Source organism: Mucilaginibacter sp. PAMB04274, from assembly GCF_039634385.2.
Classification (GTDB): Bacteria; Bacteroidota; Bacteroidia; order Sphingobacteriales; family Sphingobacteriaceae; genus Mucilaginibacter.
Genome location: NZ_CP155081.2, coordinates 3888198 through 3908524, shown reverse-complemented (window position 1 = coordinate 3908524; position 20327 = coordinate 3888198). Strand labels below are relative to the sequence as shown.

Annotated in this window: 15 protein-coding genes; 11 read left to right on the top strand and 4 right to left on the bottom strand. The window is 43.4% G+C overall.

From position 1 onward, the window contains the following. Positions 1-2: 2 nt before the first annotated feature. The 9 genes from mraY to ABDD95_RS16350 all read left to right on the top strand — a co-directional run bounded on the left by mraY (position 3) and on the right by ABDD95_RS16350 (position 11756). The gene (mraY, locus tag ABDD95_RS16390) at positions 3-1244 is read left to right on the top strand and encodes a phospho-N-acetylmuramoyl-pentapeptide-transferase (protein WP_345948415.1); all 1242 of its coding nucleotides are present in this window, start codon (positions 3-5) and stop codon (positions 1242-1244) included. 30 nt (positions 1245-1274) lie between these two features. Continuing rightward, entirely contained in the window at positions 1275-2654 is a 1380-nt protein-coding gene (gene murD, locus ABDD95_RS16385; RefSeq protein WP_345948414.1) for a UDP-N-acetylmuramoyl-L-alanine--D-glutamate ligase, read from the top strand. A gap of 101 nt (positions 2655-2755) precedes the next feature. Beyond that, positions 2756-3931: a putative peptidoglycan glycosyltransferase FtsW gene (locus ABDD95_RS16380; RefSeq protein WP_345948413.1), complete on the top strand. Its 1176-nt coding sequence runs from the start codon at positions 2756-2758 to the stop codon at positions 3929-3931. Between the two features lie 55 nt (positions 3932-3986). Next, positions 3987-5144 (top strand): undecaprenyldiphospho-muramoylpentapeptide beta-N-acetylglucosaminyltransferase, encoded by a 1158-nt coding sequence (gene murG / locus ABDD95_RS16375; RefSeq protein ID WP_345948412.1) that lies wholly within the window; start codon positions 3987-3989, stop codon positions 5142-5144. Positions 5145-5266: 122 nt separating this feature from the next. Further along, positions 5267-6631, top strand: coding sequence for a UDP-N-acetylmuramate--L-alanine ligase (gene murC, locus ABDD95_RS16370; protein WP_345952113.1), 1365 nt, complete (start codon positions 5267-5269; stop codon positions 6629-6631). Beyond that, complete coding sequence (locus ABDD95_RS16365; protein WP_345948411.1) at positions 6621-7499, top strand: cell division protein FtsQ; 879 nt, start codon at positions 6621-6623, stop codon at positions 7497-7499. Before murC ends, ABDD95_RS16365 begins: the two co-directional genes overlap by 11 nt. 2 nt (positions 7500-7501) lie before the next feature. After that, positions 7502-8845 carry a cell division protein FtsA gene (ftsA, locus tag ABDD95_RS16360; protein ID WP_345948410.1) on the top strand — a complete coding sequence of 448 codons (1344 nt, stop codon included), beginning with the start codon at positions 7502-7504 and terminating at the stop codon, positions 8843-8845. Positions 8846-8969: 124 nt separating this feature from the next. Further along, positions 8970-10559 carry a cell division protein FtsZ gene (gene ftsZ / locus ABDD95_RS16355; RefSeq protein ID WP_345948409.1) on the top strand — a complete coding sequence of 530 codons (1590 nt, stop codon included), beginning with the start codon at positions 8970-8972 and terminating at the stop codon, positions 10557-10559. 90 nt (positions 10560-10649) lie between these two features. Continuing rightward, on the top strand, positions 10650-11756 hold the full coding sequence (locus ABDD95_RS16350) for a hypothetical protein (RefSeq protein WP_345948408.1): 1107 nt from the start codon (positions 10650-10652) through the stop codon (positions 11754-11756). 126 nt (positions 11757-11882) lie between these two features. Here the strand turns inward: ABDD95_RS16350 and ABDD95_RS16345 are convergent, their stop codons facing one another. Then, positions 11883-12389 (bottom strand): hypothetical protein, encoded by a 507-nt coding sequence (locus ABDD95_RS16345; RefSeq protein ID WP_345948407.1) that lies wholly within the window; start codon positions 12387-12389, stop codon positions 11883-11885. Positions 12390-12656: 267 nt separating this feature from the next. Between ABDD95_RS16345 and ABDD95_RS16340 the strand changes: the two genes are divergently transcribed. Together ABDD95_RS16340 and ABDD95_RS16335 are read left to right on the top strand one after the other, a co-directional pair. Continuing rightward, positions 12657-13901, top strand: a complete 1245-nt coding sequence (locus ABDD95_RS16340; protein WP_345948406.1) for an aminotransferase class I/II-fold pyridoxal phosphate-dependent enzyme — start codon at positions 12657-12659, stop codon at positions 13899-13901. Positions 13902-14271: 370 nt separating this feature from the next. Further along, positions 14272-14454 carry a histone H1 gene (locus ABDD95_RS16335; protein WP_345948405.1) on the top strand — a complete coding sequence of 61 codons (183 nt, stop codon included), beginning with the start codon at positions 14272-14274 and terminating at the stop codon, positions 14452-14454. A gap of 179 nt (positions 14455-14633) precedes the next feature. Here ABDD95_RS16335 and dapA read toward each other — a convergent pair whose 3' ends face one another. The 3 genes from dapA to ligA form a co-directional block, all read right to left on the bottom strand. Next, positions 14634-15515, bottom strand: a complete 882-nt coding sequence (dapA, locus tag ABDD95_RS16330; protein WP_345948404.1) for a 4-hydroxy-tetrahydrodipicolinate synthase — start codon at positions 15513-15515, stop codon at positions 14634-14636. 107 nt (positions 15516-15622) lie between these two features. Further along, positions 15623-18076, bottom strand: a complete 2454-nt coding sequence (locus tag ABDD95_RS16325) for a DUF5686 and carboxypeptidase regulatory-like domain-containing protein (RefSeq protein ID WP_345948403.1) — start codon at positions 18074-18076, stop codon at positions 15623-15625. 203 nt (positions 18077-18279) lie between these two features. After that, the gene (gene ligA, locus ABDD95_RS16320; RefSeq protein WP_345948402.1) at positions 18280-20292 is read right to left on the bottom strand and encodes an NAD-dependent DNA ligase LigA; all 2013 of its coding nucleotides are present in this window, start codon (positions 20290-20292) and stop codon (positions 18280-18282) included. Positions 20293-20327 lie beyond the last annotated feature (35 nt).

The window sequence follows — 20327 nt, the reverse complement described above, 5'->3', positions numbered from 1 at the left end:
TCATGCTCTATTACCTGTTTAGCTATCTGGATCGCAACTACAATATCCCTGGTGCAGGGGTGTTTCAGTACTTGACGTTCCGTATGGCTATGGCGGTTATTGTATCGCTGGTGGTTACTACCGTTTGGGGGCGCCGTTTAATCGATTATCTGCGCTTTAAGCAGGTTGGCGAAACCGTGCGTAACTTGGGTTTGGAAGGGCAAATGCAAAAAGCAGGTACGCCAACTATGGGTGGTGTTATTATTCTGCTGGGTATCCTGGTGCCTACACTGCTTTTTGCCCGGTTGGATAATATATATATCATTCTAATGCTGGTTACTACAGTTTGGCTGGGTGCAATTGGCTTTTTAGATGATTACATAAAAGTATTTAAAAAGAACAAAGAAGGCTTGGCTGGCAGGTTCAAAATTACAGGTCAGGTGAGCCTGGCCCTCATTGTAGGCTGGACTATGTATTTTCATACGGACATAAAGATGCGTCAGGAAGTAAAGCTGCCAGTTAAATATGACGCACCGGTAAGCTATCATTTAAAGAACGGCACGCCGGTTTATACTCAGGATGTAAAGACCACCAAAACTACCGTGCCCTTTTATAAGAACAATGAGTTTGATTATGGTAAGGTGCTCAAGTTTTTAGGCGGTAATTACGAGCGTTATGCACTCATGGTGTTCATGTTTTTTGTGATTATGATTATCACCTTCGTATCAAACGGTGCAAATATTACTGATGGGATTGATGGTTTAGCCACCGGTACATCGGCTATAATTGGGGTAACACTGGCAGTACTGGCTTATGTATCGGGTAACGTGCTCATTGCCGATTACCTGAACATTATGTACATACCCAACACAGGTGAGCTGGTGATTTTTGCCGGCGCCTTTGTAGGGGCATGCGTAGGCTTTTTATGGTATAACTCGTTCCCTGCCCAGGTTTTTATGGGCGATACAGGCAGTTTAGCCATTGGCGGTATCATAGCCGTGTTTGCCATCCTGATTCGTAAGGAACTGATGCTGCCTCTACTGTGCGGCATATTCGTGGTAGAGAATGCATCGGTAATTATGCAGGTGAGCTGGTTTAAATTCACCAAAAAGCGCTTTGGCGAAGGGCGCCGGGTGTTCCTGATGGCACCGCTGCATCACCACTATCAAAAAAGAGGTTTCCATGAAGCTAAAATTGTAACCCGTTTTTGGATCATCGGTATTATGCTGGCCATTATAACCGTAATTACACTGAAGCTGAGATAAGAGTAAAGCGAAGCGACAAGATTAGACTAAATGAACGAACCAAATAACATATCAACAACTGCGACTGCCACAGGCAAAAGGTTAGTGGTGCTTGGCGCTGGCGAAAGCGGCGTGGGTGCGGCTTACCTGGCCCAGCAGCAGGGGTATGATGTTTTTGTTTCAGATTTTGGTGCCATTGCCGATCAATATAAAGCACAACTGCAAGGCTGGAATATCCGCTTTGAGGAGAAGCAACATACCGAAGCGGAGATATTTAATGCTGTAGAGGTGGTAAAAAGCCCGGGCATACCCGAAAAAGCACCGCTAATTAAGGCACTGCGTGAAAAAGGAATTCCGGTAATTTCCGAAATTGAATTTGCCGGTAGGTATACTAATGCCAACATCATCGGCATCACTGGTTCAAACGGTAAAACTACCACCAGCAGTTTAACCTACCACATTCTGAAAAATGCGGGGTTAAATGTTGGCCTGGCAGGTAACATAGGCAAAAGCTTTGCCTACCAGGTGGCAACCCAAAAGTTTGACCACTACGTGCTGGAGCTAAGTAGCTTTATGCTCGATGATATGTACAAATTTAGGGTAAATATTGCCGTGCTGCTCAATATTACGCCCGATCACTTGGACCGGTACGATTACCAGCTGCAGAACTATGCCGATAGCAAATTCCGCATTGCGCAAAATCAAACCGCCGATGATTACTTTATTTACTGTGCCGATGATGCCGAAACCTTGAAAGGTATGGCGACACGCACGTTTGCAGCGCAGCTGCTTCCATTTTCAATAAGCAAAACATTACCATTGGGCGCATACCTCAATGGCGAAGAACTAACCATAAATACACCAAACAACCATCTTCAAATGACTATCACCAAATTAGCCTTACAGGGTAAGCACAACATCTACAATTCAATGGCGTCCGGGATTGTGTCGAAAGTACTGGAATTGCGGAATGACAATATCCGTGAGAGCATGGGCGATTTCAAAAGTGTACCCCATCGTTTAGAGCACGTGGCCGATATATCGGGCATCAGGTTCATCAACGATTCTAAAGCTACCAATGTAAACTCTACCTGGTATGCGTTAGAAAGCATGCCCGATAACAAGGTGGTGCTTATTTTAGGTGGTGTAGACAAAGGGAATGATTATAACGAATTAACCAGCCTGGTAAAAAGTAAAGTAAAAGCTATTGTATGCCTGGGTACAAACAACCAGCGTATACATGATGCCTTTGCCGACGAGGTAAAAAATATTGTAGATACAACATCGGCTAAAGATGCTGTAGCTGCCGCCTATAAACTGGCTACTAAAGGTGATACCGTGCTGCTTTCACCTGCTTGTGCCAGCTTCGATTTGTTTAAAAACTATGAAGAACGCGGCAACCAGTTTAAGCAAGCTGTGATGGAGCTGTAATCGCTTTTTATGGCGAGTGTGCAGATGTATAAATGAATAAAAATTGTGATAGGGAAGATGTGTGGTCATTTAAAAGAATCAGCATAATTATATTTTAGAAGATGCATAGGATATTAAGCAGAACAAAAGGCGATAGGTGGATATGGCTTATTGTGATCGTACTTTCAGTAATATCATTGCTGGCTGTGTACAGTTCAACCGGAACCCTGGCTTACAAACAGGGTAAGGCCAATGAAACGTACCTGCTGAAGCACATGTTTATGATGATTGGCGGGGTTGCACTAATGTATATATCGCACAAGCTGGATTACCGGTATTATGCTGGTATCTCTAAATTGCTGATGGCCATTACTATTCCATTGCTGCTGTATACGCTTATTTTTGGTAACCATGTAAACGATGCCAGCCGCTGGATAGCCATACCGGGTACCGGATTAACATTCCAGACATCCGATTTGGCTAAACTGGCTTTAATCACTTACTTGGCACGTACACTGTCTCGCAAACAGGAAAATATAAAAGACGTTAAGCAATCTTTCATTCCCATCATGGGTTCGGTATGCGTAGTGTTCATCTTAATTGCGCTGGCCAACTTATCAACTGCCATGATGCTTTTTGGTGTAAGCATCCTGTTATTGATTATTGGTCGTATCAGTGTAAAGCAAATTGCTGTAGTATGTTTGGCAGGCGCAGTATTGCTTACCGGTGTAATCTTATTAGGCCCGCGTCGTAAAACCTATATCTCACGTATCAATACCTTCATGCACCCCGAAAAGGTGGATCATGATAAGTCGTTCCAGTCAGACCATGCTAAAATAGCTATCGCTACCGGCGGTGTTGTAGGTAAGGGGCCGGGTAACAGTACTGAGCGTAACTTTTTACCGCACCCTTATTCGGATTTTATTTACGCCACCATTATTGAAGAGTATGGACTTATGGGCGGGTTGTTCATAATTCTGATATACCTTTTCCTGCTGTACCGATGCATCAAGATAGTAACCAAAGCGCCAAAGGCCTTTGGGGCTTTGTTAGCTGCGGGCTTAAGTTTTAGCTTAACCATACAGGCTTTTGCCAACATGGCCGTAGCCGTAGGTTTGGGGCCTGTAACCGGTGTGCCACTACCGTTGGTAAGCATGGGTGGTACATCCATATTATTCACCAGCGTGGCTTTTGGTATCATTCTATCTGTAAGTCGCCATATTGATGAGAATGAAGCAAGTAAAGAGAAAGAAGCGAATAAGAAAATAGTTGTAGGGAAGATTTTGGAAGTAGCTTAAACTATAAGAGCCAGGAAACAAAATCAAGATACAACAATAAAACGCATATATAACAATGTCGATCGGATCAGAAAATACCGCTATTCCAACTCCCTCTTCAGGGAGCCAAGGGCCACGCATCATTATAAGTGGTGGTGGTACTGGCGGGCATATATTTCCGGCGGTAGCTATTGCCAATGCATTAAAAAAGCTTAATCCGGCAACCGAGATATTGTTTGTAGGTGCTAATGGCCGCATGGAGATGGAAAAAGTTCCGGCGGCTGGCTACAAGATTATCGGACTGGATATACAGGGTATACAGCGTAAAGCGGTTTGGCGCAATATTTTATTTCCGGTTAAGCTTATTGCAAGTATTGGCAAAGCGGCCGGTATAATAAACGATTTTAAACCAGATGCTGCAGTAGGTGTAGGAGGTTATGCTTCAGGCCCGCTGTTGTACGCGGCGTCATTAAAAGGCATCCCTACTTTAATACAGGAGCAAAACTCTTATGCAGGTATTACCAATAAATGGCTAAGCAAAAAGGCAAAAAAGATATGTGTTGCCTTTGATGGGATGGATAAATTTTTTCCGGCTGGCAAAATCGTAAAAACAGGCAATCCTGTGCGTAAGCAGTCGGTAGATACGGTGGGCAAGCGTGAGGAGGCTATGGCGCAATTTAAACTGTCGCCCAATAAAAAGACCATCTTGGTAACTGGTGGTAGTTTAGGTGCACGTACCCTCAATCATAGTCTGCTGGCCGATTTGGATAAGATTATTGCTGCAGATGTGCAGCTTATTTGGCAAACCGGCAAGGTTTACTACCAGGGTATTATGAGCAAACTGGGCGAAAGTTATCACCCTAACATTTGCATACTGGAGTTTTTAAACCGCATGGATTTGGCCTATGCCGCCGCCGATGTAATCATTTCGCGTGCGGGTGCCGGCACTATTGCGGAGTTATGTATCGTGGGCAAGCCGGTTATATTGGTGCCTTCGCCCAATGTGGCCGAAGATCATCAAACCAAGAACGCAATGGCCCTGGTACAAAGTAACGCTGCTTTATTTATCAGCGATACCAATGCCGAAACCAAACTGATACCGGCCGCACTGGAGTTGTTACGCAATCCCGGGCAGCAGGCTAAGCTAAGTGAAAGCATCAGTAAACTGGCCTTACCAAGCGCCGACGATGTGATTGCGCAGCACGTGATAGATATTATAAAAGAGAATAAATAAAAGAACCTAAAATAAAAATGTCATCTCGAACGGTAGTGAGAGATCTTTTCAAACAATAAAGGCTTATCGCTTAGAAAAGATATCTCCTAGCAATCGAAAGGATAGTACGGAATAAAAGAATGATGGAACTACGCAACATACAACGCGTTTACCTGGTTGGAATCGGGGGGATAGGCATGAGTGGCCTTGCCCGGTATTTCAACCATTTGGGCTGTATGGTATGCGGATACGATAAAACCGAAACACCATTAACCGACGCTTTGAATGCAGAAGGAATGGACATTATTTTTACCGATGATGCCAGTCTGGTGCCTGCGGAGTTTAACGAACCTAACCAGGGTACGTTAATTATCTTCACACCGGCCATTCCTCAAGATTCGGCCATACTCAATTATTTTAAAGCAAATGGGTTTGAGCTTTACAAGCGCTCACAGGTGCTGGGCATTATTAGCAAAGGCTTGTTTACTGTAGCCGTAGCGGGTACACACGGTAAAACTACCACATCAAGCCTTATAACGCACATCCTTACCGAAGCCGGTAAAGATTGTACGGCATTTTTAGGTGGTATTGCAACCAATTACAACAGTAATGTACTTTACGGGGGCTCTAATTTGGTAGTTGTTGAGGCGGATGAGTATGACCGCTCATTCCTGACCCTGTACCCGGATATTGCCGTGATCACTTCTATGGATGCTGATCATTTGGATATTTACGGCGACCATGGGCAGCTTACCGATTCGTTCCGCATGTTTGCTTCGCAAATTAAGGCGGGCGGCAAACTGATAGCTAAACAAGGCTTGCCGCTAAATCATGAGTGTGCCACGTATACCATTGGTGCCGAAGCTGCCGATGCCATTGCTCACAACATCCGTATCCAAAACGGTAGCTTTTATTTCGATTTCCAAAATGGCGATACTGCCATCAATGGTATTGAAATGGGCATACCGGGTTTGCATAATATCGAAAATGCAGTTGCGGCCATACAAGCAGCCTTGTATTTAAATGTTACCGGCAATATGATTAAGGCAGCGCTGGCATCTTTTAAAGGTGTAAAACGCAGGTTCGAGTACATTGTAAGAACAGAGAAGCATGTGTATATAGATGACTATGCGCATCACCCCGAGGAGCTGAAAGCTTGTATTGCATCCGTTAAAAAACTATATCCTGATGTTAAGCTCACCACGGTATTCCAGCCGCATCTGTTTACCCGCACACGCGATTTTGCCGACGGATTTGCTGAAGCCTTGGATATGACCGATGAACTGCTGATGCTGGATATTTACCCGGCTCGTGAACTGCCTATAGACGGTGTGGATGCGCATACCATTTTAAACCGAATGCAGCTGGCAGATAAACACCTGCTCAGCAAACAAGAAGTGATAAAACGCGTACAAGACCTGCAGCCCCAATTGTTGCTGACGGTAGGCGCCGGCGATATTGACCAATTAGTTGAACCTTTAAAACAAGCGTTTGGATATGTGGAATAGAATACCCTGGAAGCGCATTGGCATTATGTTTAGCTGGTTAATTAGCATTACCGGCCTTATTGTGCTGATGAGTTTCATCAGCATTAAAAAATCAGCAGTGGTTTGTACCGGTGTAAAGGTATTTATACCAGGAAACGAGTACTTTATTGATCAGAACGAGGTAGACAATATTTTGCAGGTAAGCAGCCATACGCTGGTAGGCCGCAAAATGGAGAATATTAATATACATGCCCTGGAAAAAAAATTGCAGGCTAATCCGTTTATCGAATCGGCCAAGGTATTTGCCGATATGGATGGACTGATCAGGGTGCAGATAACGCAACGCCATCCGGTGCTGCGCGTGCTGAACCGGTTTGATCAGGACTTTTATGTGGATGAGCATGGTTTAAAAATACCACTGTCTAACAATTTTACCGCAAGGGTGTTAGTGGCCAATGGTTATATAGACGAACTTTTTGCCAATCGTATAGACACCTTGCACACCAGGCTGGCCAGGGACGTTTTCAACACAGTAGCGTTTATCAGGAAAGACACCCTTTGGAATGCACAGATAGCGCAAATTTATGTAAACCAAAGCCGCGAGATTGAGTTGATACCCCGTGTAGGCAACCATAAGATACTATTAGGCAATGCCGACTCGCTGGCCAGTAAGTTTCATAACCTGGAAATATTTTATAAACAGGCCTTGCCACAGGTAGGGTGGGATAAATACAAAGTCATCAACATTAAATACGCCAACCAGGTGGTAGGCATCAAAACAGAAGGTTATACTGATAGCACATCAGTAAAAGTTATAAAGCCTAACAAGGCAGATTCATTAGTTAAGAAACAGCAGTTATTTAAAGATACATCATCCCAATTGAATTAGTTATGGAAAAAAGCATACCGCAGGAAAAGAGCTCGCCAATAGTAGTAGGACTGGATATTGGTACTACTAAAATATGCGCTATTGTTGGGCGCAGGAGCAAAAACGGAAAGATAGAAGTACTGGGAATTGGCAAGGCAGAATCAGCCGGTGTAACCCGTGGGATGGTATCGAACATTGATAAAACCGTGCAGGGTATTTTGCAGGCAGTTGATGTGGCAGGCTCACAATCGAACGTCGAAATTCGTATCGTAAACGTGGGTATTGCCGGTCAGCATATTAAGAGCTTACAGCACCGCGGCTTAATTACCCGTCGTGATTTGAATACAGAAATCGGCCGCAAGGATATTGACAAGCTGATTGAAGATATGTATAACCTAGTGATGCCTCCGGGAGAGGAGATCATCCATGTGTTACCACAGGAATTTACGGTTGATAATGAGCCGGGCATTAAAGATCCGATCGGGATGTCGGGTGTTAGGCTTGAGGCAAATTTCCATATCATATCAGGTCAGGTTACCGCAATTAAAAACATTGTAAAATGTGTAACCAAAGCACAGTTAGAAAGCCAGGAGCTGATACTGGAGCCATTGGCCTCTTCAGAATCGGTATTGAGCGATGAGGAAAAAGAAGCAGGTGTAGTGCTGGTTGATATTGGTGGTGGTACTACCGACGTGGCCATTTTTCACGAAGGTATCATTCGTCATACCGCAGTTATTCCTTTTGGCGGTAACAGCATCACCGAGGATATTCGCGAAGGCTGTTCTGTTATGCGCAATATTGCTGAGCAACTGAAAGTAAGATTTGGTTCGGCCCTGGCAGACGAGAACAAAGAAAACGAAATTGTATGCGTACCGGGTTTGCGCGGCAGGGAAGCGAAAGAAATTTCGGTAAAAAACCTGGCCTACATCATCCAGGCCCGTATTGAGGAAATTATTGAGCACGTATACTACGAAATCAAATCATCTGGTTACGAAAAGAAACTGATTGCCGGTATTGTAATAACCGGTGGTGGTGCACAGCTAAAGCACTTATCGCAACTGGTGGAATATGTTACCGGTTTAGATTGCCGTATTGGTTACCCCAATGAGCACCTGGCGAAAAATGAAGTATTGCCAAAGGGTACTTATGAAGAGCTGCAAAGCCCAACATTTGCTACCGGTATTGGTTTGCTTATAAAAGGTATTCAAAAAATGGAGTACAACAACCAGGCGGTTACCTTGCCTACAGCCAAAGTTGAAAAAGCCAAATACACCGATGAGCGCAAGTTTGGTTTACTGGGCAAAATCCTGGAAACAGGCAAAAAGTTCATTAAAGACGATATTAAAGACGAGGATTTTTTGAAATAGTTAGCAGGTGATATTTTATTAATAAACTGTTAAAAGTTGACAAGATATCATCAAAAAAAGTCTTAATATTACATAACATAAAATAGCATATCCATCGATTCACATATCCCTGAAAATTAGTATCATGCAGTTCGAGATGTTAAAAGAAAAATCGTCAATCATCAAAGTTGTTGGTGTTGGCGGTGGCGGCGGTAACGCGGTAAACCACATGTACAAGCAAGGTATTACCGGCGTTGACTTCATAATTTGTAACACAGATGCGCAGGCGCTTGAGCTTAGCCCTATACCTAACAAGGTACAATTAGGTGCAAGTTTAACAGAGGGTATGGGTGCCGGTTCAATTCCGGAAGTAGGTAAAAACTCGGCTATCGAAAACATTGAGGATGTGAAGCAAATGCTGGGCAGCAATACCAAAATGCTGTTTATTACCGCAGGTATGGGTGGTGGTACCGGTACAGGTGCAAGCCCAATTATTGCAAAAGCAGCCCGCGAAATGGATATTTTAACCGTGGGTATCATAACTACGCCGTTCTCTTTTGAAGGTAAGCGTCGTAAAATGCAGGCCGAAGAGGGTTTGGAAGAACTGAAAAAGTATGTGGATTCTTTTTTGGTGATCTCAAACGATAAAATGCGTCAGATCTTTGGTAACCTTACCTTAGGATCGGCATTTGCCCAGGCTGATGATATTTTAACTACTGCCGCCAAAGGCATAGCTGAAATTATTACACACCCCGGCTATATCAACGTTGATTTTAAAGACGTGCGTACCGTAATGAAAGATAGCGGTGTGGCCATCATGGGTAGTTATGCTGCCGATGGTGATAACCGTGCCTCACGTGCTGTAGAAGGAGCCCTGTCATCACCGTTATTAAAAGATAACCAGATTGAAGGTGCCCGCTACATCCTGTTAAACATCAGCTCGGGTACTGAGCAGGAGGTTACTATGGACGAGGTGAGCATTATTACCGATTACATACAAGAAGAAGCCGGTTTAGCAGCCGACCTGATTTGGGGTAACTGTATAGACGAAAGCCTGGGTAACAAAATTTCGGTTACCATCATAGCAACCGGTTTCCAAACCAAAGACGAGCGCGAGAAAGAGCAAAGCAACAAAAAGGTGGTATCCATGCTGATGCCCGAAAATACCCCACTGGTAAAACCGGTCAACGAGTTTGTTAAGCCTTCGGTTAAAGAGGATGTAACAGCTAAAGTGGTTACGTCACAGCAAAAGCAAAACAATCTGTTTGATTTGTTGGCACATAATGACGAGGAGCAGGGTGTGGTACGCCATAACCTGATGGATGAGGAGCCTGAAGAAGCTCCGGAACCAGAAGAAAATGGCCTTGTATTTAAAGTTACCGAAACGGTAATGAACTTTGAGCCTTTGCCACAGCCAGCCCCGGTACAACCTGAGCCAGAACCAACACCTGCACCCATGGTAAGCGCTGATGAAAGCAAAACCAATGAGTCTATAGAAGAGCAGTTGCGTAAATCACGCGAGCGCATTATGCGACTGAAGGACCTGAGCATGAAGTTGCGCAACGGCAACATCCAGGAGCTGGAAAACGTACCGGCCTACAAGCGTAAAGAAATTTCGCTGCAGCAAACACCGGCCTCTAACGAAAGCTCTATCTCCAAGTTTTCTCTGTCTGAAAACGACGGCAATCCGGAGATTCGCAAGAACAACTCGTTTTTGCACGATAATGTAGACTAAGCGAAATTCATCTGCATAAAAAAAAGCCCTTGCGTAAGCAAGGGCTTTTTTTTATGTTAGTCTGTCGGTAATAAAGCTGATATACCATAAATGAACATTAAGGAAACTGAAGAAGTATTGCACTGTACCGGCTGCGGCGCTAAGCTTATTTACAATTTTGCAACGCATGCCAACAAGTGTGAGTATTGTGGCAATGCTTATAAAATTAAAGCCGGTAATAAGCCAGTCAGCGCAGGCTCTAAAACCTCAAATGCGGGCTGCATTCCCTTTAAGCGAGACATAACCGAGGTTAAAAGCAAATTATTGCATTGGATAATTGAGGGTGACCAAACGCCTACTGATATATTATCTGCCGATTTTGAGTTGGAGAAGGCTTATTTTCCACTATGGTATTTCGAAGGGAAATACAAGGGCCATTTTAATGCATTAAACAAAAAAGGAAAAGTTGATGGAGCCGACCAGCCTTTAAGCGGAGCATTCTCGATATACGCTTATGGCGGTAAAGCTGAAGAAGAAGGAAGCGTAATAAGTAACTTTGTAACATCAATCGATAAAAGTCTTATTGTTCCATTTGACGACGTTGAAACTGACGGCGTAACATTAAACAAAATTGCTGATCGTAATTCCTGTTGGAACACCTACGGCAACTTAAGTGTGGCAAACAGTGTATATGTTCAGTTAAGCAACCAATACGGTAAAGATTCAAGTTTGTTTAAGCATTACTTAACCTACGAGTTGGAGGCGGCTAACGCTTTTTATCTGCCATGCTGGTCTCTGTCCTGCATGTACGGAGATACTTTTTATGATGTTTACATGGACGATATTTCTGGCAAGATAATAGGAGAGAGACCCGTTGAACAGTATATGGAGCCACCTTTGCGGGCAGCCATTTTTAAAAAATATGCTCTGGTTGGCTTAGGGCTTTGGTTTGGCATGCTTATAGTTCGCGCGTTTTTAGCAGCTATAGTAGGCGGGCACTTTAATCCTTATGACAATTATTACAATAATATTCTTTTTAGCGAAGGTGCAGGTTTGTACTGGCTGTTAAGAGGAGCCCTGTTTTTACTGGTACTCCCTGCAGTTATGGCAATTATCTTTTACCCAAACATGGTAAATAAATTTTATAGAAAAAGAAAAGAGACAAGAATTAAAGATTTGGATTTAATACTGACCGGAAGAAAGCCCGAGGTTTTCTAATTACCGACTGTGAAAGCGCTTTTGAATGTGATGGTCACAACTGTTCCTTTTTGCATTGTTCTCCAAAAAGGAACAGTTGTTGGAAAAACTTCCAGTCTATCGACGGCCATGCCTTACAATTTTAGCCTACAGCTTTGCAATAGCTAACCCCCACTTTTCGTCATCATTTGCCCATTTATTGCGGCGCAAATCAAATGATTCTGCATCATCATGCATCATTAGGTAAACGGGCTTTGTCAAGCCGGAGTTGTCAACTTTTGCCCAGCATTGTATGAACCAGTTTATAAACAGGTCTTTTTGCTTTTCGTAAAAATCATCTATTTCCTGGTCGCTTAAATCATAACTGTCATAGTCCAGGTCATAGTCATAGCCACTCAGCACTCCGTCGGGGTAACTGGCCAAAAGAGGTTTAAATCCTAACTGTGTTTCATCCTGATCCATAAGGTAAACAACAGGCCTGTATCCGTCCGCAAAAATTTCAATATCAATTAGGTATATGTCGTTAGGTGTGTGGTGTTTGTACAGGCTATAATCGCCTCTGACCACACTATTTAAATCGGTTACAAGTTCCTGCCTTAAGGTCTCCAGATGTTGTTGGGTTAATTGCAATACTTCCTGAATGTGAGTTTTCATAATAAGGTCGTGTTGATACTTTAAAGCAAAATACAGATTTTTAATGTTAACGCTATATGCTTTATATTTATCTAAATCACAGTTTTTCAAGTGTTAGCATAATACCATTCAATTAATCACGTATGGCAAATCTCAATAAATTCACTAAACAATAGCTATTTAGCCTAAGTAATTAGTTATAAGCTATTATAATAAGTTATAACGATTGCTACCCTGCACTTTTAGCACTATATTTGCGTAGATATTTAACGATTAGAGAGACGCATTTTGGATTTATTTGACAAGATATCGAAAAACTTAGGTGGTCCTATTGGGATGCACCAGAAATGGTCGCACGGTTATTTCTCGTTTCCAAAACTGGAGGGTGAAATATCGGCACATATGAATTTTAATGGCAAAGAACACCTGGTTTGGAGCCTGAACAATTATCTGGGTTTGGCCAATCATCCGGAGGTTCGCAAATCCGATGCCCAAGCTGCCGCCGACTATGGGATGGCTTACCCGATGGGTGCCCGCATGATGTCTGGCAATACCAAAGAGCACGAATCATTAGAGCAAGGACTGGCCGAATTTGTAGGCATGGAAGCTGGCTTCTTACTTAACTACGGTTACCAGGGCATGGTATCTATTATTGATACACTGGTTGACCGTAATGATGTGATAGTGTACGATGCCGAATCACACGCCTGTATTATTGATGGCGTACGCCTGCACATGGGCAAGCGTTATGTATACCAGCATAATGATATCGAAAGCTTTGAAAAGCAACTGGAGCGTGCCACCAAGCTAACTGAACAAACAGGTGGCGGCATACTGGTGATTACCGAAGGTGTTTTTGGTATGTCGGGCGCGCAAGGCAAGTTGAAAGAGATTGTAGCATTAAAAGATAAATACAACTTCCGTTTGCTGATTGACGATGCACACGGTTTTGGTACCATGGGACCAACTGGTGCAGGTACACATGAGGAGCAGGATTGTATTGAAGGTGTGGATGTATACTTTGGTACCTTCGCTAAATCGATGGCCGGTATTGGCGCTTTCGTGGCGGCTAAAGCAGATATTATTGCTTACCTGCGCTATAATATGCGTTCGCAAACGTTTGCTAAAGCATTACCTATGCCTATGGTTATTGGTTTACAAAAGCGTTTCGAACTGCTTAAATCAAAACCCGAACTGCGCGAAAAGCTTTGGACTATTGCCCATACTTTGCAAGCCGGCTTAAAAGAACGTGGATTTGATATTGGCAATACCAATACGATGGTAACACCGGTATTTCTGAAAGGTGAGTTATTGGAAGCCACAAGCCTCACCCGCGATTTGCGTGAGAACTACGGTATATTTTGTTCAATCGTCGTATATCCGGTTATTCCAAAGGGGCTGATCGTGCTGCGGCTTATTCCCACTGCAACGCATTCCTTAGAAGATGTGCAGCGCACGCTTGATGCTTACAGTGAAGTAGCACAAAAGCTAAAAGAAGGGGTTTACAAAGAAGATTCTATGGCGATTGCCTGATTAAATTACTATAGTAATAAAAAAGCCTTGCCGTACATGCAAGGCTTTTTTTGTTACTGCTAACTGCTTACTTATTTAGCAGGTACGCCTTTGCAAACCTCAATTGTGTAATTTTAGCTTCATGCTGACGTTGAAATGGTACCAAATACGTGAAAACTTTTCAATTAATGGATTGTATCGTTACCAATTTCGAATTTATTGGATGCTATTGATAATAGAATTCAACCAAAGTGGCTGCTTAAATTAAAAAGTGCTTAAAAAGTGCTTTAAACGCACTTTTTGGGGTTTAGATATTTTTTTATTCGAAAAAACGCTTTAGATTAGCCTTAGATAAAACAATTAACCTCAATCTTTAAAGGAGTAATTCAAAATGGAAAAATTTAACGAAGTAAAAGAACTTATTGCATCATTAGAAGGCGATGCTGACAAATTTTACAACAAAGGCAACAGCGCTGCTGGTACCCGCGTACGTAAAGGAATGCAAGACCTTAAGAACTTAGCGCAAGCTATCCGTCTTGAGGTTCAAGAGTCAAAAAACAAAGCTGAAAAATAAGCGGAGTCTTTACTTAGTAAAGTATAAAAAGAGCTGGCTCACAAGCCGGCTTTTTTAAGTTTATTATTTTGTTTACAAGATCAGCACTGGTATGTTTGCCAGTTTATACAAACGTTTACATAAAACAAAAAAGCCTGCTTAGCAGGCTTTTTTGTTTTATGTTGAAAGGGGGAGACTACTTATCCCACAATATTCTTTAGTTCGGCGGCAATTTTATTTGCAACCGGTTCACTTACTTGTACCAATGGTAGGCGAAGTGCATCGCCGCAAACCCCTAACTGTTTTAAGGCCGTTTTAATACCGCCCGGGCTTCCATCGGCAAACATCAGGCGGGTAAACTCAATAAGTTCATAGTGTCCTTGTTGTGCTGCTTTAAAGTTGCCGCTTAAACAGGTATTAACCATGGCCGACAGTTCTTTAGGTAAAGCATTGCCTATAACCGATATTAAGCCTACCGCACCCATCGCCATCATTGGCAGGGTTACCGGGTCGTCGCCTGATATGAACAGAAAATCTGCCGGCTTATCGCGCATGATCTGGTTAAACTGATCAAAGTTACCAGAGGCTTCTTTTGTGCCTATAATGTTCTTAAAATCATTGGCTAACCTAACGGTTGTTTCGGCACTTACGTTGCTGCCCGTACGACCGGGTACGTTGTAAAGTATAATAGGCAGCGCAGCGCTTTCGGCAATGGCCTTGTAGTGTTGGTATATGCCTTCCTGAGTAGGTTTGTTGTAGTAAGGACTTGCAGACAAGATAGCGTCATAGCCATTGGTATCAAACTCCTTCACGGCTTCAACAACTTCATGGGTGTTATTGCCGCCAATGCCGGCTACCAGGTTTACACGTTTATTGACTTTTTCGGCCGTAAAAGCCCATATCTTCTTCTTCTCTTCCTTATTTAAAGTGGCGCTCTCGCCGGTTGTACCTAATGATACTAGGTAGTTAATACCACCCTCAATTAGGTAATCAATTAAATTTTCAAGGCCTGCGTAATCAACCTGGCCATTGGCATCAAACGGAGTTACCATAGCTACTCCGGTTCCGTGAAACATTTCCATCTATATTATTAAAAGGGGTGCTAAGATAGCGTTTTCATAGCTACTTAAATCATAACATTCTGTAAATGTTTCATAAACCGGAAGCCGGTACCCGGTTAAACTGCATGCTATAACTTAACACCAAAACGGAACGCTGATGATTCGCGTCCACCTCCATTTAATGTGCGACCGTACATAAATGTAAAGTTCAAATATCTTACTCCCAAGCCTACTTCTGTATAGTTTTTGAGTGCCGGTGTATGCAGGTAATTTACCTGTACCAATTCCTGCAACTTTAACTTGCGTATAAGCGGTATTTTACTCAGCACAATGCCGCCAAAGTTTTGCTCTATATGGCCCTCTGCATATTGGTTTGGCGTGCTATTGCGGTAAAAATCGAGCAATAGAAATGAGTTAACCGAATTATCAAATACTCTGGTTTGCGTACCCAAAAAATGCTTGTAATCGATGTAATACAACCTGTTGTTATTTAAAAATTTGCCTGCGCCAACATAAAATGACAGCTTGCCATACAATCCTAAACTAATATCCTGTTTAGTTAAGCTGGCCGATAGCAGGTCAAAATCTACATCAGAACCCAGCACGTTTTTTAAGCCCTTAGTATAATTAAGTGTTAATGTAGGGTATTCGGACGGCAAATAATAACGCCCGGTTGGATAGGTGACATAGCGGTTGCTAAAATTGTAGCTTAGCCTGGCGCCGATTTTAAACGACTGATTTCGTTCGAACAGTGGCACCCCTTCCATTGCTGGCACAAATGGGTTGTTGGATGTGTATTGCCTGTCGCGGTAAAAAAAGCTGTAAAACGATGTGTTATCCAGCCAGCGCCTGTCGGCATACTCGGCGCTGGCCGTTGCTGTTAGCCCGCCAGCCAGCCGGTGCGACACGCTGATCGCTGCAAAATGCTTATCATACAGTTTCTGAAAGTTATTGCGGTAAAACAGACTGGAAAATGTACTGATAGATGGTGTTAATGGCTCCATGTTGTTCAAATCCACCACATCCGAACCTACGTTAACGCCAATGGTGAAGCTTTTAACCGGTATAACGGCATTAACACTTCCATGCAGCAAATGGTTACTAAAGCCATAGCGTATGCGGCCGCCGAGGCGCAGGTATTTGTTATTTAAGCTATCAATCTGCCGTGTGTAGGTAGCGCCGTAATTTATGGCAAAGCCTTCAACCGTATTATACAACATGGAACCCAGAACCCCTTGAGTGCTAAAATATGTTTTTTGGTAACGGTTACGTATGTTTATACCCGACAACAAGAAACGTGGAACAGATACCTTGTTAAACTTACGATCTAATGAGTCCAGATAAGGCTTTGATTCGCGTTTTTGGGCCAGTACAGCTTTCTTTTGATAGTCTGTCTTTTCTTCGTCGGTTAAGGGTATGGGCCGCGCCTGCTGCCAGTAGGTCGAATCCTTTTTGTTAACGCCGGCCGTTACTTTCATTACTTCGGCAAAGGTTTTCTTGTTAAATGGCGGATCGATGTTGTAATTTTTATATACAGCCACATAATAGCCGCCAAACTTAAATCCGAAAAATCCTCCCCTGAATTCGAATTTTACTGACGATGGCATCCATGCCTGTTTTTCGACTGGAATAAATTGCTGCTTAACCGTAATAGTATCCAGCAAATTAATGCCCGATGATTTGGTCAGGAACACATCAATACTGTGAATGCGCCAACTGTCTTCTATAATATAAATATAGCCTTCAAAAGCAGGCTCGTAACGGCGCTTTGGTGTTACTTGTATACGGTTAATGGTTTCGCCATTTTCGATCGTTTCACCCATATATTTATAATTGTAAAACGACAAAGCATTATCAGCAATGGGCGATACGAGTGGCCGGTTGCTCAACCCTTCCCAGTTTTGCAGGTTATCATAAAAGTTTACGCTTAGATCTGATGCGCGGTTGAAGCTGAACGCTCTGTTACTGCCCGATACTTTGGAGGAGACCATTTCCTCATGATACTGATTAGGCCGCAGGTAACTCAGTTTAGATTCAGACTCGGACAAGTACAAAATACCTTTACGGTTTGAGTCGAGCCCCATTTGCTTGGCAAAGTCATCAACATTGCGTCCCATAAATTTTTTGGGCGCGGCTAATAGTCGCTGTAAGCCTTTAATGTAAGTATCGCATGTGTATGACTTAACTTCGTTTTGGTAAGTTTTACGCTTGCGAATAGCCTTGCGGATAATGCCATAGGCCGGATCTTCGGCGCCGGCTTTTACCACTACGTTTTGCAGCTGGTAAGCTTCGGGTTGTAACTGGATATCAATAGTTTGGTTTGCTTTTAAACTAATCTGACGTGTTTCTTGCCGGTAGCCAATAGCCTTAAACAATAAATCATAGTTGCCGGTAGGCAATGTAAGGGTATACTGCCCATCACTATTGGCCGGTGAGCCTTTGCTTGTATTTTTAATGACTACTGTAGCAAACGGTATGGGCTGGCCGGTATTATCTTTAACCGTTCCACTCAGCGTGAAGGTTTGGGCCAGTGCGTTAACGCATAACAATAGAAAGGCGAGCAGTGATAAGGTACTTTTCATTATGATTAGGGGTGTGCCCTAAAGATGCGAAAATTCGTTGATGTGCCTTGTTAAAATGTGTTAAAGTTAACGCTGCGTATTTCGGCGTGCCCAGGTTCAAGTCTGAGTCTTATACAAGGAGATCCGGCTGCTTTTACCAATGGAATAGCCCTGGTACTTACTATTTCAAAACCACTCAAAGTCACTTCACATTCTGCATACGTCTACTCAATCATCTTCAATAGCTCATCATCGCTTATAATCGGAATATTGAGCTTGTTTGCTTTCTCAAGTTTAGCAGGGCCCATATTATCGCCGGCTACCAGGTAGTTGAGTTTGGCCGATATGCTGCTGAGTATTTTGCCGCCGTTTTGCTCAATCATTTCTTTGAGATCATCGCGCGAGTATTTTTCAAATACACCCGATATAATGAAGGTTTGGCCAGAGAGCTTTTCGCTTTGCAGCGTTACTTCTTTTTCTTCCGCTGCAAATTGCAGGCCCAACGTTTTTAGTTTTTGCAATTCCTGTTGGTGTACCTCGCCGCCCATGTATTCAACCAGGCTTTGGGCAATGCGTTCGCCAATTTCTTCCACAGCAATTAGCTCCTCCAGGGTGGCGGCTTGCAAGCGTTCAATGGTTTTAAAGTGGGCTACCAGTTTGCGTGCTACCGTTTCACCTACATAGCGTATGCCCAAGCCAAACAGTACCTTCTCAAAAGGCATTTCTTTTGATTTTTCGATACCCGCCAGCATGTTAGTGATTGATCTTTCGCCAAAACGGTCCATCTTCTTCAGCGAGTCGGCCTGCAAATGCAGTTCGTAAATATCGCTGATGTGGGAAAGGAAACCATGCTGATATAAGGTCTCAATGGTTTCATCCCCCAGTCCGTCTATATCCATGGCCCGGCGGCCCACAAAGTGCTGCATCTTGCTTACAATCTGGGGTGGGCAACCTTCGTCGTTAGGACAATAAAATGCCGCTTCGCCTTCCTTGCGTTCCAGCGGCGTATTGCACGATGGACAGTTGGTAATGTAAGCTATCGGCTTAGCATCGGGGTTGCGTTTATTAGGGTTTACGCTGATGATTTTGGGTATAATCTCTCCGCCTTTCTCCACATATACCGAGTCGCCCTCATGTAAATCAAGCCGTAGTATCTCGTTGGCATTGTGCAAGGTGGCACGTTTTACGGTTGTGCCGGCCAGTAATACCGGTTTTAAGTTGGCTACAGGTGTAACCGCACCCGTACGGCCTACGTTGTAGGCTACGCTTTCTAACAGGGTTTCTACCTGTTCAGCCTTGTATTTATAGGATATGGCCCAGCGTGGTACTTTGGCAGTAAAGCCCAGTTCTTCCTGCTGTGCATAATTGTTCACTTTAATTACAATGCCATCAATATCAAAGCTCAGGTCAAAGCGTTTTTGTTCCCACTCGTTTATAAAAGCCAGCACTTCATCCATGCCTTTGCATAAACGGGTGTGTTCACTTACATGAAAGCCCCAGCTTTTAACAGCTTGCAGGCTATCCCAGTGGGTTTTAAATAATGGCTTTTCGGTATACAAAAAATACAAAAAGCAATCCAGCGGACGCCGGGCCACCTCGGCCGAATCTTGCAATTTCATGGTACCCGAGGCAAAGTTACGTGGGTTGGCATAAGCTATTTCGCCTTTTTCTATACGCTCATTATTAAGCCGTTCAAATGCCTTGCGGTGCATCAGTACCTCGCCGCGTATCTCAAAAAAGTCGGGATAGTGACCCGGCGCCAGTTTTTTAGGTACGCTGTGTATAGTGCGCACATTGGTGGTAACGTCATCGCCTTCTACACCGTTGCCACGCGTAACGGCACGTACAAGCTTGCCTTGCTCGTAGGCCATGCTCATACTCAGGCCATCAAACTTTAGCTCCACTACATATTCAAAATTATCGCCTATGGCTTTACGTACACGTTGGTCAAAATCCAGCAGTTCCTGATTATTATAAGTATTGCCTAATGAGAGCATAGGCCAACGGTGTTTTACCGTTTTGAACTCTTTGGTTACTTCTCCGCCTACCCGTTGTGTGGGCGATTCCGAATCGGCATATTCAGGGAATTCTTTTTCCAGTTTGGTGAGTTCCTTCAACAACTGGTCAAAATCATAATCGGATATAGTAGGCTGGGCCAGCACATAATAGTTGTAATTATGTTGTTTGAGCTCAGCTGTTAAGGTCTCAATTCGTTGTTTAGCTTGGTTAGTGGCCATGAGGCGAAGATAATAAGTTTAGTGAGTAGTTGATT